Origin of the sequence: Streptomyces sp. NBC_01275, from assembly GCF_026340655.1 — a bacterium.
GTDB lineage: Bacteria > Actinomycetota > Actinomycetes > Streptomycetales > Streptomycetaceae > Streptomyces.
In genome coordinates, this window is record NZ_JAPEOZ010000001.1 from 6099395 (window position 1) to 6116307 (window position 16913).

The window sequence follows — 16913 nt, forward strand, 5'->3', positions numbered from 1 at the left end:
GGGGTGAACTCGATGTGTCGGAATGGTGCATCCCCTGTACTTTCCGGGAGCCGGGCGGCCAGTTCGACGTTCGGTGGCGTGCTGTTAACTTTTCGTTGAGTCCTGGTTGGGTAAAGCCAGGGTTTTGCTTCCTAGCGTCTTCCTCGTGCCAGCAAGTACTTCTCAGCCCCCGCGGATCGCCGTCCTCGCGGACTCCGACACCCGATGGAAATGGGGTGCGCTGACCGCTGCCAGGATCGCACCGGGCAGCGGCCCGTCCATGGAAGCCGGACCGCGCGAGGGCGCGCAAGTCGCCCCCGTCCTCGACGGCTTCCTGCTGCGCGGCCGTGCCACGCCCACCCCACGCCAGCTGGCCGAGGTCGGCGTGCGCGCCGACTCCCTGCGCGAGGTCACCGCCGTCGAGTTCCTGCGCGCCATGGCGCAGTCGTCGTACGACGTCCTCGTGCTGGCGCTGGTCGGCGGGGGCGTCCAGGCGATCCTGCACGGGCTCAAGCGGATCTGGGAGGCCGACGGGCAGGCCGACGGCGAGGGCGGGACCGACGGAGGAGTCGAGGGCCGGGCGAGGCGTCCCGTCGTCGTCACCGGCTATGTCGGCGTCGTCTACGAGAAGCTCGCCGACGGACTGCTGCTGCGCCACGGCGCGGACCTGGTCCTCGCCAACTCCCGTCAGGACGCCGAGCGTTTCCGCGCGGTGTACGAGGGGGTGGGCGCCGACGCCTCGGCGGTGACCGAGGTGGCCCTGCCGTTCCTGGGCGGCGCCCCGTACGCGGGCGAGCCCGACCCGGCCGCGGAGCAGGGGAGCAGGCCCTACACGGTCGTCTTCGCCGCGCAGCCCTCCGTACCGGAGAGCCGCAGGGACCGGGCGTACCTGCTGGAGCGGCTGGTGCGGCACGCGCGGCTGCACCCCGAGCGCGAGGTGCTGCTGAAGCTGCGCTCCAAGCCCGGCGAACACACCACCCACATCGAGGAGTTGCCCTACCAGAAGCTGGCGCAGAGGCACGAGCTGCCGTCCAACTTCCGCCTCGTCTACGGGAACATGGGCGAGGTCCTCGACCGCACCGACCTCATGGTCACGGTCAGCTCCACGGCCGCCCTGGAGTCCCTGCACCGCCGTATCCCCACCGTGGTCCTCACCGACCTCGGGGTGCGCGAGGCGCTCGGCAACCACCACTTCGTCGGCTCCGGCTGCCTCGCCTCCTGGGACCAGCTCGACGCCGGGCACCGGCCCGCCGAAGACCCGGAGTGGGTGGCCCGGCAGGGCGTCGCCCCGGACGGCGGGTACGCCACCGCCTTCGACCCGGCCCGCGAACGCATCGCCAAGCTGCTCGGCCGGCCCGGCGGTCTGCCGCCGCTGACCCCCTACTACACGCCCGCCACCGCGCCCGGCTATCTGCCCGGCATCCTCGCCCGCCACCACCTCGGCCCCGACGGCAGCCCGCTGCCCGGCGCCCCGGCCGCCGACCGGGAGCCGGGCCCGGTCCGCCAGATCGTCCGCAGGGCGGCCCGCGGCGCCTACCGGCACGGGGTGCAGCGGGTGGCGCCGGTCATCCGCCGGATGGGGGAGCTGTGAGCGCCGACCCGAAGCCGCACGGAGATGCGAAGCCGCACGGAGTTTTGAAGCCGCAAGGAGTTTTGAAGCCGCAAGGAGAAAAGGTCATGTCCGACTCACCAGCGGGGGTGCGTCGCGTCCTCGCCGTGATCCCCGCGCGCGGCGGCTCCAAGGGCGTCCCCGCGAAGAACCTCGCCCCCGTCGGCGGTGTGCCGCTGGTGGCCCGCGCGGTCCGCGAGTGCCGGGCCACCCGGCTCGTCACGGACGTCGTCGTCTCCACCGACGACCAGGCCATCGCGACGGCGGCCCGGGAGGCCGGGGCGGAGGTCGTGCTGCGGCCGGCCGCCATCGCCGGCGACACCGCCACCTCCGAGGCCGCCGTCCTGCACGCCATGGACGCCCACGAGACCCTGCACGGCTCCCCGGTCGACGTGGTGCTGCTCGTGCAGTGCACCAGCCCGTTCCTGGTCCGCGAGGACGTCGACGGGGTCGCCGCCGCCGTCGCCGAGCAGGGCGCGGACACGGCGGTGACGGTCGCCCCGTTCCACGGCTTCGTCTGGCGCGCCGCGGAGAACGCGGAGGGCGCCGGCGGCGGGAACGGCGTCAACCACGACAAGTCCTACCGCCCGCGCCGCCAGGACCGCCCCCAGGACTTCCTGGAGACCGGCGCCGCCTACGCCATGGACGCGGCCGGCTTCCGCGAGCACCGCCACCGCTTCTTCGGCCACACGGAGCTGGTGCGCACCGACCCGGCCCGCGTGCTGGAGATCGACGACGCGCACGAGCTGGCGCGGGCCCGGGCCCTGGCCCCCCTCTTCGACGCGGGCCGCTCCGGTTCCCTCCCGACCGCCGACGACATCGACGCGGTGGTCCTCGACTTCGACGGCACCCAGACCGACGACCGGGTGCTGATCGACTCCGACGGACGGGAGTTCGTCTCCGTGCACCGCGGAGACGGCCTCGGCATCGCCGCTCTGCGCAACTCGGGCCTGAAGATGCTGATCCTGTCCACGGAACAGAACCCGGTCGTCGCCGCGCGGGCCCGGAAGCTCAAGCTCCCGGTCCTGCACGGCATCGACCGCAAGGACCTCGCCCTCAAGCAGTGGTGCGAGGAGCAGGGCATCGCGCCCGAGCGCGTGCTCTACGTCGGCAACGACGTCAACGACCTCCCCTGCTTCGCCCTCGTGGGCTGGCCGGTGGCGGTCGCGAGCGCCCACGACGTCGTGCGCGGCGCCGCCCGCGCGGTCACCGCCGTACCCGGTGGCGACGGCGCGATCCGGGAGATCGCCGGCTGGATCCTCGGACCCTCTCTCGACTCTTCCGACGAATCCGCCGATCACGCCGATTCCTCCGCTCCCCTCACGCCCCTCACGCCCCTCACTCAGTAAGGACACGTTCCGCCATGAGCACCAACTCCCGCTTCCGCCTGCTCGGTTCACGCCCCGTCGGCCCCGGCCACCCCGTCTACGTCACCGGTGAGATCGGCATCAACCACAACGGCGACCTCGAGAACGCCTTCCGGCTGATCGACGCCGCCGCCGAGGCCGGCTGCGACGCCGTCAAGTTCCAGAAGCGCACCCCGGAGATCTGCACCCCGCGCGACCAGTGGGACATCGAGCGCGACACGCCCTGGGGCCGGATGACGTACATCGACTACCGCCACCGCGTCGAGTTCGGCGAGGACGAGTACCGCCAGATCGACGCGTACTGCCAGGAGAAGAACATCGCCTGGTTCGCGTCCCCGTGGGACACCGAGGCGGTCGCGTTCCTGGAGAAGTTCGACGTCCCCGCGCACAAGGTGGCCTCCGCCTCCCTCACCGACGACGAGCTGCTGCGCGCCCTGCGCGGCACCGGCAAGACGATCATCCTGTCCACCGGCATGTCGACCCCGCGTCAGATCCGCCACGCGGTCGAGGTCCTGGGCAGCGACAACATCCTGCTCTGCCACGCCACGTCGACCTACCCGGCGAAGGCCGAGGAGCTCAACCTCCGCGTGATCAACACGCTGGAGAAGGAGTACCCGAACGTCCCGATCGGCTACTCCGGCCACGAGACGGGCCTGCAGACCACCCTCGCCGCCGTCGCCCTCGGCGCCGTCTTCGTCGAGCGCCACATCACCCTCGACCGCGCGATGTGGGGCTCCGACCAGGCCGCCTCCGTCGAGCCGGGCGGCCTGTCCCGCCTGGTCCGCGACATCCGCACCATCGAGGCCTCCCTCGGCGACGGCGTCAAGAAGGTCTACGACTCCGAGCTCGGCCCCATGAAGAAGCTGCGCCGGGTCAGCGGCGTCGTCGCGGAGGCGGACATCGCCGCGGCGGCCGGCGAGCCGGTCGCGGTCTGACCAGCGGTCCACGACAGACACCCGACAGACACCCGATCAGATACCCGACAGATACACGACAACGGGACGGTCATACGAGGATGAGCCCCCGCGCCGGTGAGAGCACCGGCCCCACCCCCCACACCCTCGCGTTCGTCGAGAGCCCGGTGCAGCTCCTGAACGTGCTCGAATGGGCGCACGCCCAGGAACAGCCCGGCGCGGGGTTCACCCTCGTCGTCCTGTCCCCGACCGACCCGATGACCCGGGGCCAGCTGCGCCGCATGGCGGAACTGGCCCGCGAGGAGGGCCACACGGTCCGCTGGGAGGAGGCGAGAGGCGGCACGACGGCCCCCTTCCGCACGATCGGCGGCCTGACCCCCCTCCTGCGCAGGGCGAGGCGGGTGGTGATGGGCGACCCCTTCTCCCGCTACGTCCAGCTCCTGCTGACCATCACCACGGCGTCCGACCTGGTCGTGGTGGACGACGGCACGGCGACGATGGAGTTCGTGGGCCAGCTCGCCCGCGGCGAACGCCTGGTCCGCTGGCACCGCAAGGGCGGCCGCCCCGGCCCCCGCGACCTGCTCTTCGCCCCGGTGTCCGCCGCGGCCCGCCGCCGTCTGACCCCGAGCGAGGAGAGGCGGGTGGAGGTCTTCTCCTCCATGCCGATAGAGGACTCCCCCCAGGGCGTCACGGTCACCGCCAACGCCTTCGCCTGGACCCGGACCCGCTTCGGCCCGCCCCGCGTGACGAAGGGCGCGGACATGGTCGGCACGTCCCTGGTCGAGACCGGCGTGGTCGACGCCGACCGCTACCTGGAAGCCGTCAGCGCCCTGGCCAGGACCCACGGCGCCGCCCGCTACTTCGCGCACCGCCGCGAGAGCACCGACAAACTCCACCGCCTCGCCGTGGAGACGGGCCTGGAGGTGGTCCGCCCCGACCTCCCCCTGGAACTGATCGCCCGCAGAGGCCCCATCGGCCGAACGGTCCTCAGCTTCCCCTCCACCGTCGTCCACACCCTCCCCCTCGCCCTGGCCGGCACGGACGTCCGCGTAGCGGTCTGCGACATCGACCCGGCGTGGCTGACGGAGACCGCGTCACCGCGCGCACAGGGCTTCCTGTCGGGCGTGACGGGGACCGCGAGGGATGTGCATCGGCTGGCGGCGGTGAGCGTGGTCTGACATCCCGGTCCGTGGACAGAGGCCGCGTGCCGGTGCGGCTCGTGGTATCCGTGGAAGGAAGGAGAAGGGTGGGGAGCCGGACGTGAAGTCGGCGATTTTACCCATCCTCCACAGCAGCCATGCGCCGCGCGGCCAACTTTTCTTCCTCCAACAGGTTGAACTTTTGTTGATCGGGTCAGTTGACCGCCTCGGCGTCCTACCCTTCAGAGGGTGAAGCAACTGATGTCCCGAGAGTCCGAGGCCGATCCTTCAGGGGAAGAAGTGCTCCCCGGCGCCCTGCCCGGCACACTGCCGGACGCCCTGCGCGCCGAACTCGTCGCCTTCCGTCGCGACCTGCACATGCACCCCGAGCTCGGCAACCAGGAGTTCCGTACGACCGCCGCGATCAAGGCGCGCCTGGAGCAGGCGGGCCTCAGGCCGCGCGTACTCGCCGTCGGGACCGGCCTCATCTGTGACATCGGGACAGAGGAGATCGGCGCAGGGGGGATCGGCGCAGAGGAGACCGGCACCGGGGAGGGCGAGGGCTTCCGGGGCGGCGGCACGCCCATCCTCGCCCTGCGCGCCGACATCGACGCGCTGCCCATCCCCGACATGAAGACCGAGTGCGCGTACCGCTCGACCGTGCCCGACCGCGCGCACGCCTGCGGCCACGACGTGCACACCACCGTCGTCCTCGGCGCCGGCCTGGTCCTCGCCGAGCTGCACCGGCAGGGGCGGCTCCCGCGGCCCGTGCGGCTGATCTTCCAGCCCGCCGAGGAGGTGCTGCCCGGCGGCGCCGCCGACGTCATCGAGTGCGGGGCGCTGGACGGCGTGGGCCGGATCATCGCCGTGCACTGCGACCCGCGGGTCGACGCCGGCTTCGTCGGGCTGCGCGAGGGGGCCATCACCTCCGCCTGCGACCGCCTGGAGATCGCCCTGGACGGGCCCGGCGGCCACACCGCCCGCCCCCACCTCACCACCGACCTGGTCACCGCCGTCGCCCGGGTCGTCACCGACGTGCCCGCGCTGGTCGGCCGCCGCGTCGACACGCGCGCCGGGCTGGCGGTCACCTGGGGCCGCATCGAGAGCGGCCACGCCCCGAACGTGATCCCGCAGCACGCCGAGCTCTCCGGCACCGTCCGCTGCCTGGACCTCGAGGCCTGGCGGCAGGCCCCGGACATCGTGGTCGCCGCGATCGACGAGGTCGCCAACCTGCACCGCGCCAAGTCCGAGATCACCTACGTCCGCGGCGTCCCCCCGGTCGTCAACGACGCCGACGTCACCGGGCTGCTGCGCGACGCCATGGTGGCCCGGCGCGGCGAGGCGTCCGTGCAGAGCACCGAGCAGAGCCTCGGCGGCGAGGACTTCTCCTGGTACCTGGAGCGGGTGCCCGGCGCCATGGCCCGGCTCGGCGTCCGCACCCCCGGCGAGCGCACGGTCCGGGATCTGCACCAGGGCGACTTCGACGCCGACGAGTCCGCGATCACCGTGGGCGTGGAGCTGTTCACGGCGGCCGCGCTGCTGGACGCGGCGACACGGCAGGCGTGACCGGAAAGGTCGCCTGAGACGGACCGAAGACAAAGGGATGGGCAAGGGGATGAAGGGGCGCCGGAAACGCGCCCCTTCATCCCCTTGTGTCACCCGCCCGTAACCGTCGGGAGACGCTTGTAACCCGGTGGCGGCACGAATCGATAACAGCCCGGAGAAACCCCGTTCCCCTCGCCGTCTACGCGCGTTACTGTGCGCGAAATCGCCACCGGGAACGGCTTGTTGGGGAGCCCTCCCGGAACGGCGCCACCAAGGGGAAACGGCCCGGTCACGGCGCCGTGGCGAATCGAAGGGTGCTTGCTGTGCGTCTCATATCCCGGAGGACCAGATTCTCCCAGGCAGCGGTGACCGTCACGGTCGTCGCGCTCGCGGCCGTCGGCTGCGGCAAGTCCAGCACCGACTCCAAGTCCAGCGACACGGAGTCCGGCAGCAGCGGCAGCAGCACGTACTCGGGCAAGGGCATCGGCCTCGCGTACGACATCGGCGGCAAGGGCGACCAGTCGTTCAACGACGCGGCCTACGCCGGCTTCGAGAAGGCCGAGAAGGAATTCAAGATCAGCGGCCAGGACATCGAGCCGCAGGACGGCGAGTCCGACGCGGACAAGGTGCAGCGCCTGACGCAGCTCGCCCAGGCCGGCTACAACCCGGTGATCGGCGTCGGCTTCGCCTACGCGCCGGCCGTCAAGGAGGTCGCGGCCAAGTTCCCGAAGATCACCTTCGGCATCATCGACGACGAGCAGATCCAGGCGAAGAACGTCGCCGACATGGTCTTCCACGAGGAGCAGGCCTCCTACCTGGCCGGCGTCGCCGCGGCCAAGGCCACCAAGAAGGACCACATCGGCTTCATCGGCGGCGTGGACATCCCGCTGATCCACAAGTTCGAGGCCGGCTACGTCCAGGGCGCCAAGTCGGTCAAGCCGAACATCAAGATCGAGTCGCAGTACCTGACGGAGACGGCCCAGGAGGGCGGCTTCTCCAGCCCCGACAAGGGCAAGGACGCGGCGAGCGGTCAGATCGAGGCCGGCGCGGACGTCCTCTACCACGCGGCCGGCCTGTCCGGTCAGGGCGTGATCACCGAGGCCGCCGCCAAGAAGGTGTGGGCGATCGGCGTGGACTCCGACCAGTACAGCCAGTCCGCACTGGCCTCGTACAAGGACTACATCCTCGGCTCGGCGCTGAAGAACGTCGGCGGCGCGGTCTACGACCTGGTGAAGTCCGTCTACGAGGGCAAGCCCCTGTCCGGCGTGGTCCGCGGCAGCCTCTCCAACGACGGCGTCGGCTTCGCCGACTCCAACCCGAAGTACAAGGCCATGACCGACGTGGTCGCCGCCGTCGACAAGGCGAAGAAGGACATCATCGACGGCAAGATCACGGTCAACACCAAGTAACGCCGGGCAACGGCTTTCCGGAACCCCGCCGAGCCGTTTTCTACGCCCTAATGGGCGTCCTCGCAGCCCATGCGCCCCTTGCTTCCCGCAAGGGGCGCTTTGCTGTCCGTAGTCTGGGCCGCATCTGTGGCCACAGCTCGGTAACGGACCGGACAGAAGGGTTTTTCCGTCTGGTCTACGCGCGTTACGCTGCGGCGGAACCAGCGCCTGGTATGGGCGCATGCACAAAGGAGTCAAGTTCCATGCGCCGGGTGTCCCGTATCGCCGTTGCGGGTGTTGCTACCGCAGCCCTCGCCGTGACCGTTTCCGCCTGTGGAAGCTCGTCCACGTCCTCGTCCTCCTCCGCCAGCAGCGACAAGAACCTGGGCCTCGCCCTCGCGTACGACGTCGGCGGCAAGGGCGACCAGTCCTTCAACGACGCCGCCACCGCCGGCCTGGACAAGGCCGACAAGGAGTTCGGCTACAAGTCCACCGCGGTCGAGCCGCAGGACGGTGAGTCCGACGCGGACAAGGTGCAGCGTCTGGAGAGCCTCGCCAAGCAGGGCTACAACCCGGTGATCGGCGTCGGCTTCGCCTACGCGCCGGCCGTCAAGGAGGTCGCGGCCAAGTACCCGAAGACCACCTTCGGCATCGTCGACGACGAGACCATCAAGGCCGACAACGTCGCCGACCTCGTCTTCCACGAGGAGCAGGCCTCCTACCTCGCCGGCGTCGCGGCCGCCAAGGCCACCAAGACCAACACCGTGGGCTTCGTCGGCGGCGTGGACGTCCCGCTGATCCACAAGTTCGAGGCCGGCTTCAAGCAGGGCGTCGAGGACACCAAGAAGGGCGTCACGGTCAAGTCGCAGTACCTGACCGAGACCGCGGCCGAGGGCGGCTTCTCCAGCCCCGACAAGGGCGAGAGCGCCGCCGAGGGCCAGATCGACGCCGGTGCGGACGTTGTCTACGCCGCCGCCGGTCTGTCCGGCCAGGGCGTCATCAAGGCCGCCAACGCCCACAAGGTCTGGGCGATCGGCGTCGACTCCGACCAGTACAAGCAGGACGCGCTGGCGAAGTACAAGGACTCGATCCTGACCTCCGCCATGAAGAACGTCGAGGGCGCGGTCTACACCCTGGCCAAGTCGGTCAAGGACGGCAAGCCGGAGACCGGCGTGGTCCGCGGCAGCCTCGAGAACGGCGGCGTGAGCGTGTCGAACTCGAACCCGACCTTCGCCGACAACGCCGACATCCAGGCCGCGCTCAAGAAGGCCGAGGCCGGCATCAAGGACGGCACGATCACCGTCAAGACCTCCTGACCCGAGGTCCACGGGCCCGTCGTGGGCCTGTCGGAGACTTGTCGTAGGCATGGCCAAAAATACGCTGTAATGACAGCGTTACGGCCTCGGAACGGGCGCGGGGAAGGATGACCTCCCCGCGCCCCGTTCACGCGGCAGAATGCTCGGAACGTTCGGAACTGATCGACAACGGATCGACACGGAAACTTGATCGATCAGATCCTGGTCCGGGCACTATTTAAAGCAGGGGCGCTACGCGCGTAGAGCGGCCCCTTTCCCAAGGAGAGTGCGCCATCGACGCGTCCAGCAGCCCTCCGCTCACCGCACCGTCGCCGATCGCGGTAGAGCTGACGGGGATCACCAAGCGCTTCCCCGGTGTCGTCGCCAACCACGACATCCACCTGACCGTCAGCAAGGGCACCGTGCACGCCCTCGTCGGCGAGAACGGCGCCGGCAAGTCGACGCTCATGAAGATCCTCTACGGCATGCAGAAGCCGGACGAGGGCACCATCGCGATCGACGGCGAGCAGGTCGCCTTCTCCAGCCCCGCCGACGCCATCGCCCGCGGCATCGGCATGGTCCACCAGCACTTCATGCTCGCCGACAACCTCACCGTCCTGGAGAACGTGGTCCTGGGCAGCGAGAAGCTGTACGGCATCGGCGGCAACGCCCGTAAGAAGATCAAGGAGATCTCCGACCGCTACGGCCTCGGCGTACGCCCGGATGCCCTGGTCGAGGACCTCGGCGTCGCCGACCGCCAGCGCGTGGAGATCCTCAAGGTCCTCTTCCGCGGCGCCACGACCCTCATCCTCGACGAGCCGACCGCCGTCCTCGTCCCGCAGGAGGTCGACGCACTCTTCGACAACCTGCGCGAACTGAAGTCCGAGGGCCTGTCGGTCATCTTCATCTCCCACAAGCTGGGCGAGGTGCTCTCCGTCGCCGACGAGATCACCGTCATCCGGCGCGGTACGACCGTCGGCACCGCCGTCCCCGCCGAGACGACCCCGCGTCAGCTCGCCGAGATGATGGTCGGCAGCGAACTGCCCACCCCGGAGACCGCCGAGTCCACGGTCACCGACAAGCCGGTCATCGAGGTCCGCAACCTCACCGTCTACGCCAGCGGCGGCGCCTCCCTGGGCGTCGAGGCCGAGCCCGTGGGCCCCGGCTCCATGGTCGAGGCCCCCGGCGAGGTCAAGAGGGCCCTCGACGACGTCAGCTTCACCATCCACGCCGGCGAGGTCATGGGCGTCGCCGGAGTCGAGGGCAACGGCCAGACCGAGCTGATCGACGCGCTGATCGGCACCAAGAACGCCGACTCCGGCCAGATCGCCTTCCTCGGCGAGGACATCACCCCCTGGCCCACCCGCAAGCGCCGCGAGTCCGGCGTCGGCTACATCCCCGAGGACCGCCACCGCCAGGGCCTGCTCCTGGAGGCCCCCCTCTGGGAGAACCGCATCCTCGGCCATGTCACCGAGGCCCCCAACGCCAAGGGCTTCTGGCTCAACCCCAAGGGCGCACAGGCCGACACCCGCCGGATCGTCGAGGAGTACGACGTCCGCACGCCCGGCATCGACGTCACCGCCGCCTCCCTCTCCGGCGGCAACCAGCAGAAGCTGATCGTCGGCCGCGAGATGAGCCACAGCCCGAAGTTCCTGATCGCCGCCCACCCCACGCGCGGTGTGGACGTCGGCGCACAGGCCCAGATCTGGGACCGCATCCGCGAGGCCCGCCGCGAGGGACTGGCGGTGCTGCTGATCTCCGCCGACCTGGACGAGCTGATCGGCCTGTCGGACACCCTGCGGGTGATCTACAACGGCAGGCTGGTCGCCGACGCCGACCCGGCCGCCGTCACCCCGGAGGAGCTCGGCTCCGCCATGACCGGCGCCGCGTCCGGTCACCTCGAACACGTAGAGACGCCCACAGAGCCCGCAGAGTCCACAGAGTCCGCAGTGGGCGACGCAGCCGCCGGTCCGGAGGACGAGGCCCGATGAAGAAGTTCGACAAGGAGCGCGTGCTCCTCGCGGTGGCCGGCCCGGTCATCGCGCTCGTCGCGGCGATCCTGCTGACCTCGGTCGTGCTGGTCGCCTCCGGCAAGAACCCGTTCGAGCCGTACTCCCTGATGCTGGAGCAGATCGGCTACTCCGACATCCAGGTGCTGATCCTCAACCAGGCGTCGATGTACTACATCGCCGCGCTGGCGGTGGCCATCGGCTTCCGGATGAACCTGTTCAACATCGGCGTCGACGGCCAGTACCGGCTGGCCGCCATGATGACCGCCGTCGTCGGGGCGCACGTCGCCCTGCCGGCCGCCCTCCAGATCCCCTTCCTGCTGCTCGTCGGCGCGCTCACCGGCGCCTTCTGGGCCGGCATCGCGGGCGTCCTGAAGGTCACCCGGGGCGTCAGCGAGGTCGTTGCGACGATCATGCTCAACGCCATCGCCACCAGCGTCATCGGCTACCTCACCCTCGAGAACATGTGGGGCGTGCAGGTCGGCAACAACAACACCACCGGCATCATGAAGGACTCCGGCTGGATGCCCGGCATCAACCTGGGCGCGGACGTCGGCGAGATCTACGGCCTGGTCTTCCTCGCCATCGCCCTCGGCGTCGTCTACTGGGTCGTCCTCAACCGCACCCGCTTCGGCTTCGACCTGCGCGCCACCGGCGAGTCGGAGACCGCGGCCGCCGCCTCCGGCGTCGACGCCAAGCGGATGGTCCTCACCGCCATGCTGATCTCCGGCGGCATCGCGGGCCTCTCCGGCCTGCCGCTGCTGCTCGGCGACGCGCACACCTACAGCCTGAGCTTCCCCACCGGCCTCGGCTTCACCGGCATCACCATCGCCCTGCTCGGCCGCAACAACCCGGTCGGCATCGCCTTCGCCGCCCTCCTGATCGCCTTCCTCGACAAGGCCTCTCCCGCCCTCGACTACGCCACCCCGGTCGCGTACGAGAAGGAGATCGCCACGATCATGCAGGGTCTCATCGTCTTCGCGGTCGTCATCTCCTACGAGGCCGTACGCCAGTGGGGTCTGCGCCGCCAGCAGAAGCGCGTCGGCGCCGAGCTCGCGGCCGCCGCCCAGAACACCGAGAAGGAGGTGGCGGCCCGATGAGCGCCACGACCACCGCCAAGCCGTCGGCGAAGCAGCCCGCCAAGTCCGGCCGCCGTATGTCGCTCCCGGTCCTCCTGCTGGTCATCGCGGGCGTGCTGGTGCTGACCTCCGTCGTCCGGCTGATCACCGGCGCGGACGGCATCACCTCCACCGGCCAGATGTCCACCGCGCTGCGCCTGGCCGTCCCGATCGGCCTCGCCGGCCTCGGCGGTCTGTGGGCCGAGCGCGCGGGCGTCGTCAACATCGGCCTCGAGGGCATGATGATCCTCGGCACCTGGTTCGGCGCCTGGGCCGGCTACCAGTGGGGCCCGTGGACCGGCGTCGTCTTCGGCATCCTCGGCGGCGCGCTGGGCGCCGTCCTGCACGCCGTCGCGACCGTCACCTTCAACGTGAACCACATCGTCTCCGGTGTGGCGATCAACATCCTGGCCCTGGGCACCACCCGCTACCTGTCGAAGTTCACCTTCGAGGACGCCCCGCAGGGCTCCTCCAAGCAGTCCCCGCCGATCGACTCGCTGGGCACCTTCGACATCCCAGGACTCTCCAGCTGGCTGGACACGCTCAACGAGAAGCACTGGTTCCTGGTCTCGGACATCGCCGGCCTGGTCGGCGGTCTGATCACCGACCTGTCGCCGCTCACCGTCGTCGCCGTCGCCCTCGTCCCGGTCACCTGGTGGGTCCTGTGGCGCACCGCGTTCGGCCTGCGGCTGCGCTCCTGCGGCGAGAACCCGGTCGCGGCGGAGTCGCTCGGCGTCAACGTCTACAAGTACAAGTACATCGCCGTGATCATCTCGGGCGGCTTCGCCGGCCTCGGCGGCGCCTTCCTGTCCATCGTCGCCTCGAACGTGTACCTGGACGGCCAGACCGCCGGCCGCGGTTACATCGGTCTCGCCGCGATGATCTTCGGCAACTGGATGCCGGGCGGACTGGCGCTGGGCGCGGGCCTGTTCGGCTACACCGACAGCCTCAACCTGCGCGGCGGCACCACCAACGTGCATGCGCTGATCCTGCTGCTGGCGATCCTGCTGGTGTTCGGCGCCGCGTACCTCGCCTGGAAGAAGAAGTACGTCTCCGCCCTGATCACCGCCGCGGTGTCGGCCCTGATGTTCGTCTGGTACTCCACCACGAACGAGGTCCCGCGCCAGGTCGTGACGGCGGCCCCGTACCTCGTCACCCTCCTGGTGCTCGCCCTCTCCTCGCAGCGTCTGCGGATGCCGAAGGCGGACGGCCTGCCGTACCGGAAGGGACAGGGCAAGTGACCCCGGCCGCCGCCCCGGCCGCCCCGGCCGACTGGGACACGCTGCGCGAGGTGGCCCGCGAGGCCATGCGCCACGCGTACGCCCCCTACTCGGGCTACCCCGTCGGGGTCGCGGCCCTGGTGGACGACGGCCGTACGGTCTCCGGCTGCAACGTCGAGAACGCCAGCTACGGACTCGGCCTGTGCGCCGAGTGCGGGCTGGTCTCGGAGCTCCAGCGGACCGGCGGCGGCCGCCTCACCCACTTCACCTGCGTCGACGGCCGCGGCGAGATCCTCGTCCCGTGCGGCCGCTGCCGCCAGCTGCTCTACGAGTTCGGCGGGGCCGACCTCCTGCTGGAGACGCCGGCCGGGATCCTGCCCCTCTCCGAGATGCTCCCGCAGGCCTTCGGGCCGGACCACCTCACCAAGTAACTCCCGCGCGGCCCCTCTGACCGACGTCCTCGACCGGCGCAGAGGGGCCGCGTGTTTCACTTCAGAAGGGAACCATGGCCATGGACGCCATCTCCGTCATCCGCACCAAGCGGGACCGCGGCGAGCTCAGCGACGAGCAGATCGACTGGGTCATCGACGCGTACACCCGCGGCGAGGTCGCCGACTACCAGATGGCCGCCCTCAACATGGCGATCCTGCTCAACGGCATGAACCGCCGCGAGATCGCCCGCTGGACCGCCGCGATGATCGCCTCGGGCGAGCGCATGGAGTTCTCGTCCCTGTCCCGCCCGACCGCCGACAAGCACTCCACGGGCGGCGTCGGCGACAAGATCACCCTTCCGCTGGCCCCGCTGGTCGCGGCCTGCGGCGCGGCCGTCCCCCAGCTCTCCGGCCGGGGCCTCGGCCACACCGGCGGCACCCTCGACAAGCTGGAGTCGATCCCCGGCTGGCGCGCCCTGCTCTCCAACGAGGAGATGCTGCACGTCCTCGACACCACCGGCGCGGTGATCTGCGCGGCGGGCGACGGTCTGGCCCCGGCCGACAAGAAGCTGTACGCCCTGCGGGACGTGACCGGCACGGTCGAGGCGATCCCCCTCATCGCCTCGTCCATCATGTCCAAGAAGATCGCCGAGGGCACGGGCTCGCTGGTCCTGGACGTCAAGGTGGGCACGGGCGCCTTCATGAAGACCATCGAGGACGCCCGCGAGCTGGCCGCCACGATGGTGGGCCTGGGCACGGACCACGGCGTGAAGACGGTCGCCCTCCTGACGGACATGTCGACCCCCCTCGGCCTGACCGCGGGCAACGCCCTGGAGGTCCGCGAGTCGGTGGAGGTCCTGGCGGGCGGCGGCCCGGCGGACGTCGTCGAGCTGACCATCGCCCTGGCCCGCGAGATGCTCGACGCGGCCGGAGTGAGGGACGCGGACCCCGCGAAGGCGTTGGCGGACGGCTCCGCGATGGACGTCTGGCGCCGCATGATCGCGGCCCAGGGCGGCGACCCGGACGCCCCCCTGCCCACCGCCAAGGAACAGCACGTGGTCAAGGCGACCGCCTCGGGCGTCCTGACCCGCCTCGACGCCTACGACATCGGCATCGCCGCCTGGCGCCTCGGCGCGGGCCGCGCCCGCAAGGAGGACCCGGTGCAGGCGGGCGCCGGCGTCGAACTCCACGCCAAGCCCGGCGACACGGTGACCGAGGGCCAGCCCCTTCTGACCCTCCACACCGACACCCCGGAGCGCTTCGCCTACGCCCTGGAGGCGGTCGAGGGCTCCTACGACGTCGCCGCGCCCGGCACGACGTTCACGGCGTCGCCGGTGGTGCTGGAGCGCATCGCCTGACGACGCCGAGCCGTCCCGTCGGGCGTCGGGTCGGCCGTCGATGAGTTCCGCCCGCCTGCCCGGTCTACCGCACGTGGACCCCGAGACACTGCCCGTACTCGTGCTGACCGGTCCTGTCACCCGTGACCAGGTGACAGGGGCGGCCGACGACGTACGCCGCCTGCTGAGAGACGGCTCCGCCGGGGTCGTCGTCTGTGATGTGGGCGGGATCGGGCCGCCGGGGCTGGCCACGGTGGACCTGCTGGCCCGGCTTCAGCTGGCCGCCCGCAGGGCTGGGGGACGGATACGGCTCCGCGCCCCCGACCCCGCGCTACGCGCCCTGCTCGATCTCGTCGGACTTCCCGTCCAGGTGGAGGGGGAGGCCGAAGAGGGGGAACCAGCGCTGGGTGTCGAGGTAGAAGTGGAATCCGGTGAGGCGGCCGTCTGAGATCTCCAGGACCTGGATCGACCACGGGGTGTACCCGCCCTCCTCCGGATCCGGCTTGTACTGGGCGAAGCCCGGCAGCCCGTTGACCTGGACCGGCAGCAGACGCGAGCCCTCGCAGGCGGAGCCGAGCGTGGTCATGAAGCCCGCGATGTCGTCGTGGCCGGTGAGCCACAGGTCGAACGGCGGCATCGTCATGATGGCGTCCTCGTGCAGAAGAGCCGTCAGCGCCGTCATGTCGTAGCCCTCGAAGGCCGCCACATAGCGGTCGAGCAGCTTCTGCTGCTCCTCGTCCAGCGGGTTCGACACCGCCGCGCCGGCGCCCTGCGCGTCGGCGCGCTCGGCGAGCGTCGCCCGTGCCCGCTGCAGCGCGCTGTTGACCGAGGCGACCGAGGTGTCGAGCAGCTCGGCGACCTCGCTCGCCTTCCACGCCAGCACCTCGCGCAGGATCAGCACCGCCCGCTGCTTGGGCGGGAGCTGCTGCAGCGTGGCCATGAAGGCGAGCCGCACCGACTCCTTGGCGATCGCCGCGTCCGCCGGATCCTCCACCGTCGGCAGCACGCGGGCGTCGGGCATCGGCTCCAGCCAGGTGTGGTCCGGGCGGGGGGACAGAGCCGCCTGCGCGAGGGGAGTGGACTCGGAGAGGTCCATCGGTCTCGCCCGCTTGTTGCCCGCCGCCAGCATGTCCAGGCAGACGTTCGTCGCGATCCGGTACAGCCAGGAGCGCAGGCTGGAGCGGCCCTCGAACTTGTCGTAGCTCCGCCAGGCCCGCACCAGCGTGTCCTGCACCGCGTCCTCGGCCTCGAAGGAGGAACCGAGCATGCGATAGCAGTACCCGGTCAGCTCGACCCGGTGCTTCTCCAGCCTGACGTCGAGGTCCTCCACCGTCGCCGTACCGGCCCTGCCGTCACTCATCGTCGTCCACCCGCCCCTGTGGCCGTTCTGTCACGCGCCTGTGCGCCCAGCACTTCGGAAGCTATCGCAGCCCACTGACAATGGCCCGTCGAGTCGATGAAAGAGCAGGTCAGATGGGCTGCATTGCGCGGTGGACCAGCAGTCCGGCAACTGGTCGGGCCAGCAGTCCGGCAACGGGTCGGGCCAGGCGCTCGGGTCAGCG

At 70.6% G+C, this 16913-nt stretch carries 14 protein-coding genes; 13 read left to right on the plus strand and 1 reads right to left on the minus strand.

Features of this window, described 5'->3' with window-relative positions; all coding sequences use genetic code 11:
• Positions 1-145 precede the first annotated feature (145 nt).
• From OG562_RS27065 to OG562_RS27125, 13 genes are all read left to right on the plus strand, one after another.
• On the plus strand, positions 146-1570 hold the full coding sequence (locus OG562_RS27065) for a DUF6716 putative glycosyltransferase (protein WP_266402212.1): 1425 nt from the start codon (positions 146-148) through the stop codon (positions 1568-1570).
• 86 nt (positions 1571-1656) lie between these two features.
• Positions 1657-2937, plus strand: a complete 1281-nt coding sequence (locus tag OG562_RS27070; RefSeq protein WP_266402215.1) for an N-acylneuraminate cytidylyltransferase — start codon at positions 1657-1659, stop codon at positions 2935-2937.
• A 14-nt stretch (positions 2938-2951) separates the two neighbouring features.
• On the plus strand, positions 2952-3890 hold the full coding sequence (locus OG562_RS27075) for an N-acetylneuraminate synthase family protein (RefSeq protein WP_266402217.1): 939 nt from the start codon (positions 2952-2954) through the stop codon (positions 3888-3890).
• A gap of 80 nt (positions 3891-3970) precedes the next feature.
• The gene (locus tag OG562_RS27080) at positions 3971-5047 is read left to right on the plus strand and encodes a hypothetical protein (protein WP_266402220.1); all 1077 of its coding nucleotides are present in this window, start codon (positions 3971-3973) and stop codon (positions 5045-5047) included.
• 222 nt (positions 5048-5269) lie between these two features.
• Positions 5270-6574, plus strand: a complete 1305-nt coding sequence (locus OG562_RS27085) for an amidohydrolase (protein WP_266402221.1) — start codon at positions 5270-5272, stop codon at positions 6572-6574.
• A 344-nt stretch (positions 6575-6918) separates the two neighbouring features.
• Complete coding sequence (locus OG562_RS27090; protein WP_266409555.1) at positions 6919-7962, plus strand: BMP family protein; 1044 nt, start codon at positions 6919-6921, stop codon at positions 7960-7962.
• A gap of 242 nt (positions 7963-8204) precedes the next feature.
• Positions 8205-9257 (plus strand): BMP family protein, encoded by a 1053-nt coding sequence (locus tag OG562_RS27095; RefSeq protein ID WP_266402222.1) that lies wholly within the window; start codon positions 8205-8207, stop codon positions 9255-9257.
• 314 nt (positions 9258-9571) lie between these two features.
• Positions 9572-11227: an ABC transporter ATP-binding protein gene (locus OG562_RS27100; RefSeq protein ID WP_266409556.1), complete on the plus strand. Its 1656-nt coding sequence runs from the start codon at positions 9572-9574 to the stop codon at positions 11225-11227.
• On the plus strand, positions 11224-12345 hold the full coding sequence (locus OG562_RS27105) for an ABC transporter permease (protein ID WP_266402225.1): 1122 nt from the start codon (positions 11224-11226) through the stop codon (positions 12343-12345). The genes OG562_RS27100 and OG562_RS27105 overlap by 4 nt, the downstream gene beginning before the upstream one ends.
• Positions 12342-13604, plus strand: coding sequence for an ABC transporter permease (locus tag OG562_RS27110; RefSeq protein ID WP_266402227.1), 1263 nt, complete (start codon positions 12342-12344; stop codon positions 13602-13604). The genes OG562_RS27105 and OG562_RS27110 overlap by 4 nt, the downstream gene beginning before the upstream one ends.
• Positions 13601-14014 carry a cytidine deaminase gene (locus OG562_RS27115; protein WP_266402229.1) on the plus strand — a complete coding sequence of 138 codons (414 nt, stop codon included), beginning with the start codon at positions 13601-13603 and terminating at the stop codon, positions 14012-14014. The genes OG562_RS27110 and OG562_RS27115 overlap by 4 nt, the downstream gene beginning before the upstream one ends.
• A gap of 74 nt (positions 14015-14088) precedes the next feature.
• Positions 14089-15372, plus strand: coding sequence for a thymidine phosphorylase (locus tag OG562_RS27120; RefSeq protein WP_266402230.1), 1284 nt, complete (start codon positions 14089-14091; stop codon positions 15370-15372).
• A 40-nt stretch (positions 15373-15412) separates the two neighbouring features.
• Complete coding sequence (locus OG562_RS27125; RefSeq protein ID WP_266402232.1) at positions 15413-15799, plus strand: STAS domain-containing protein; 387 nt, start codon at positions 15413-15415, stop codon at positions 15797-15799.
• Here the strand turns inward: OG562_RS27125 and OG562_RS27130 are convergent.
• A complete protein-coding gene (locus OG562_RS27130) occupies positions 15683-16711 on the minus strand; it encodes a sigma-70 family RNA polymerase sigma factor (protein ID WP_266402234.1) in 1029 nt (342 codons plus the stop codon). The two genes, OG562_RS27125 and OG562_RS27130, sit on opposite strands and share 117 nt — an antisense overlap.
• Positions 16712-16913 lie beyond the last annotated feature (202 nt).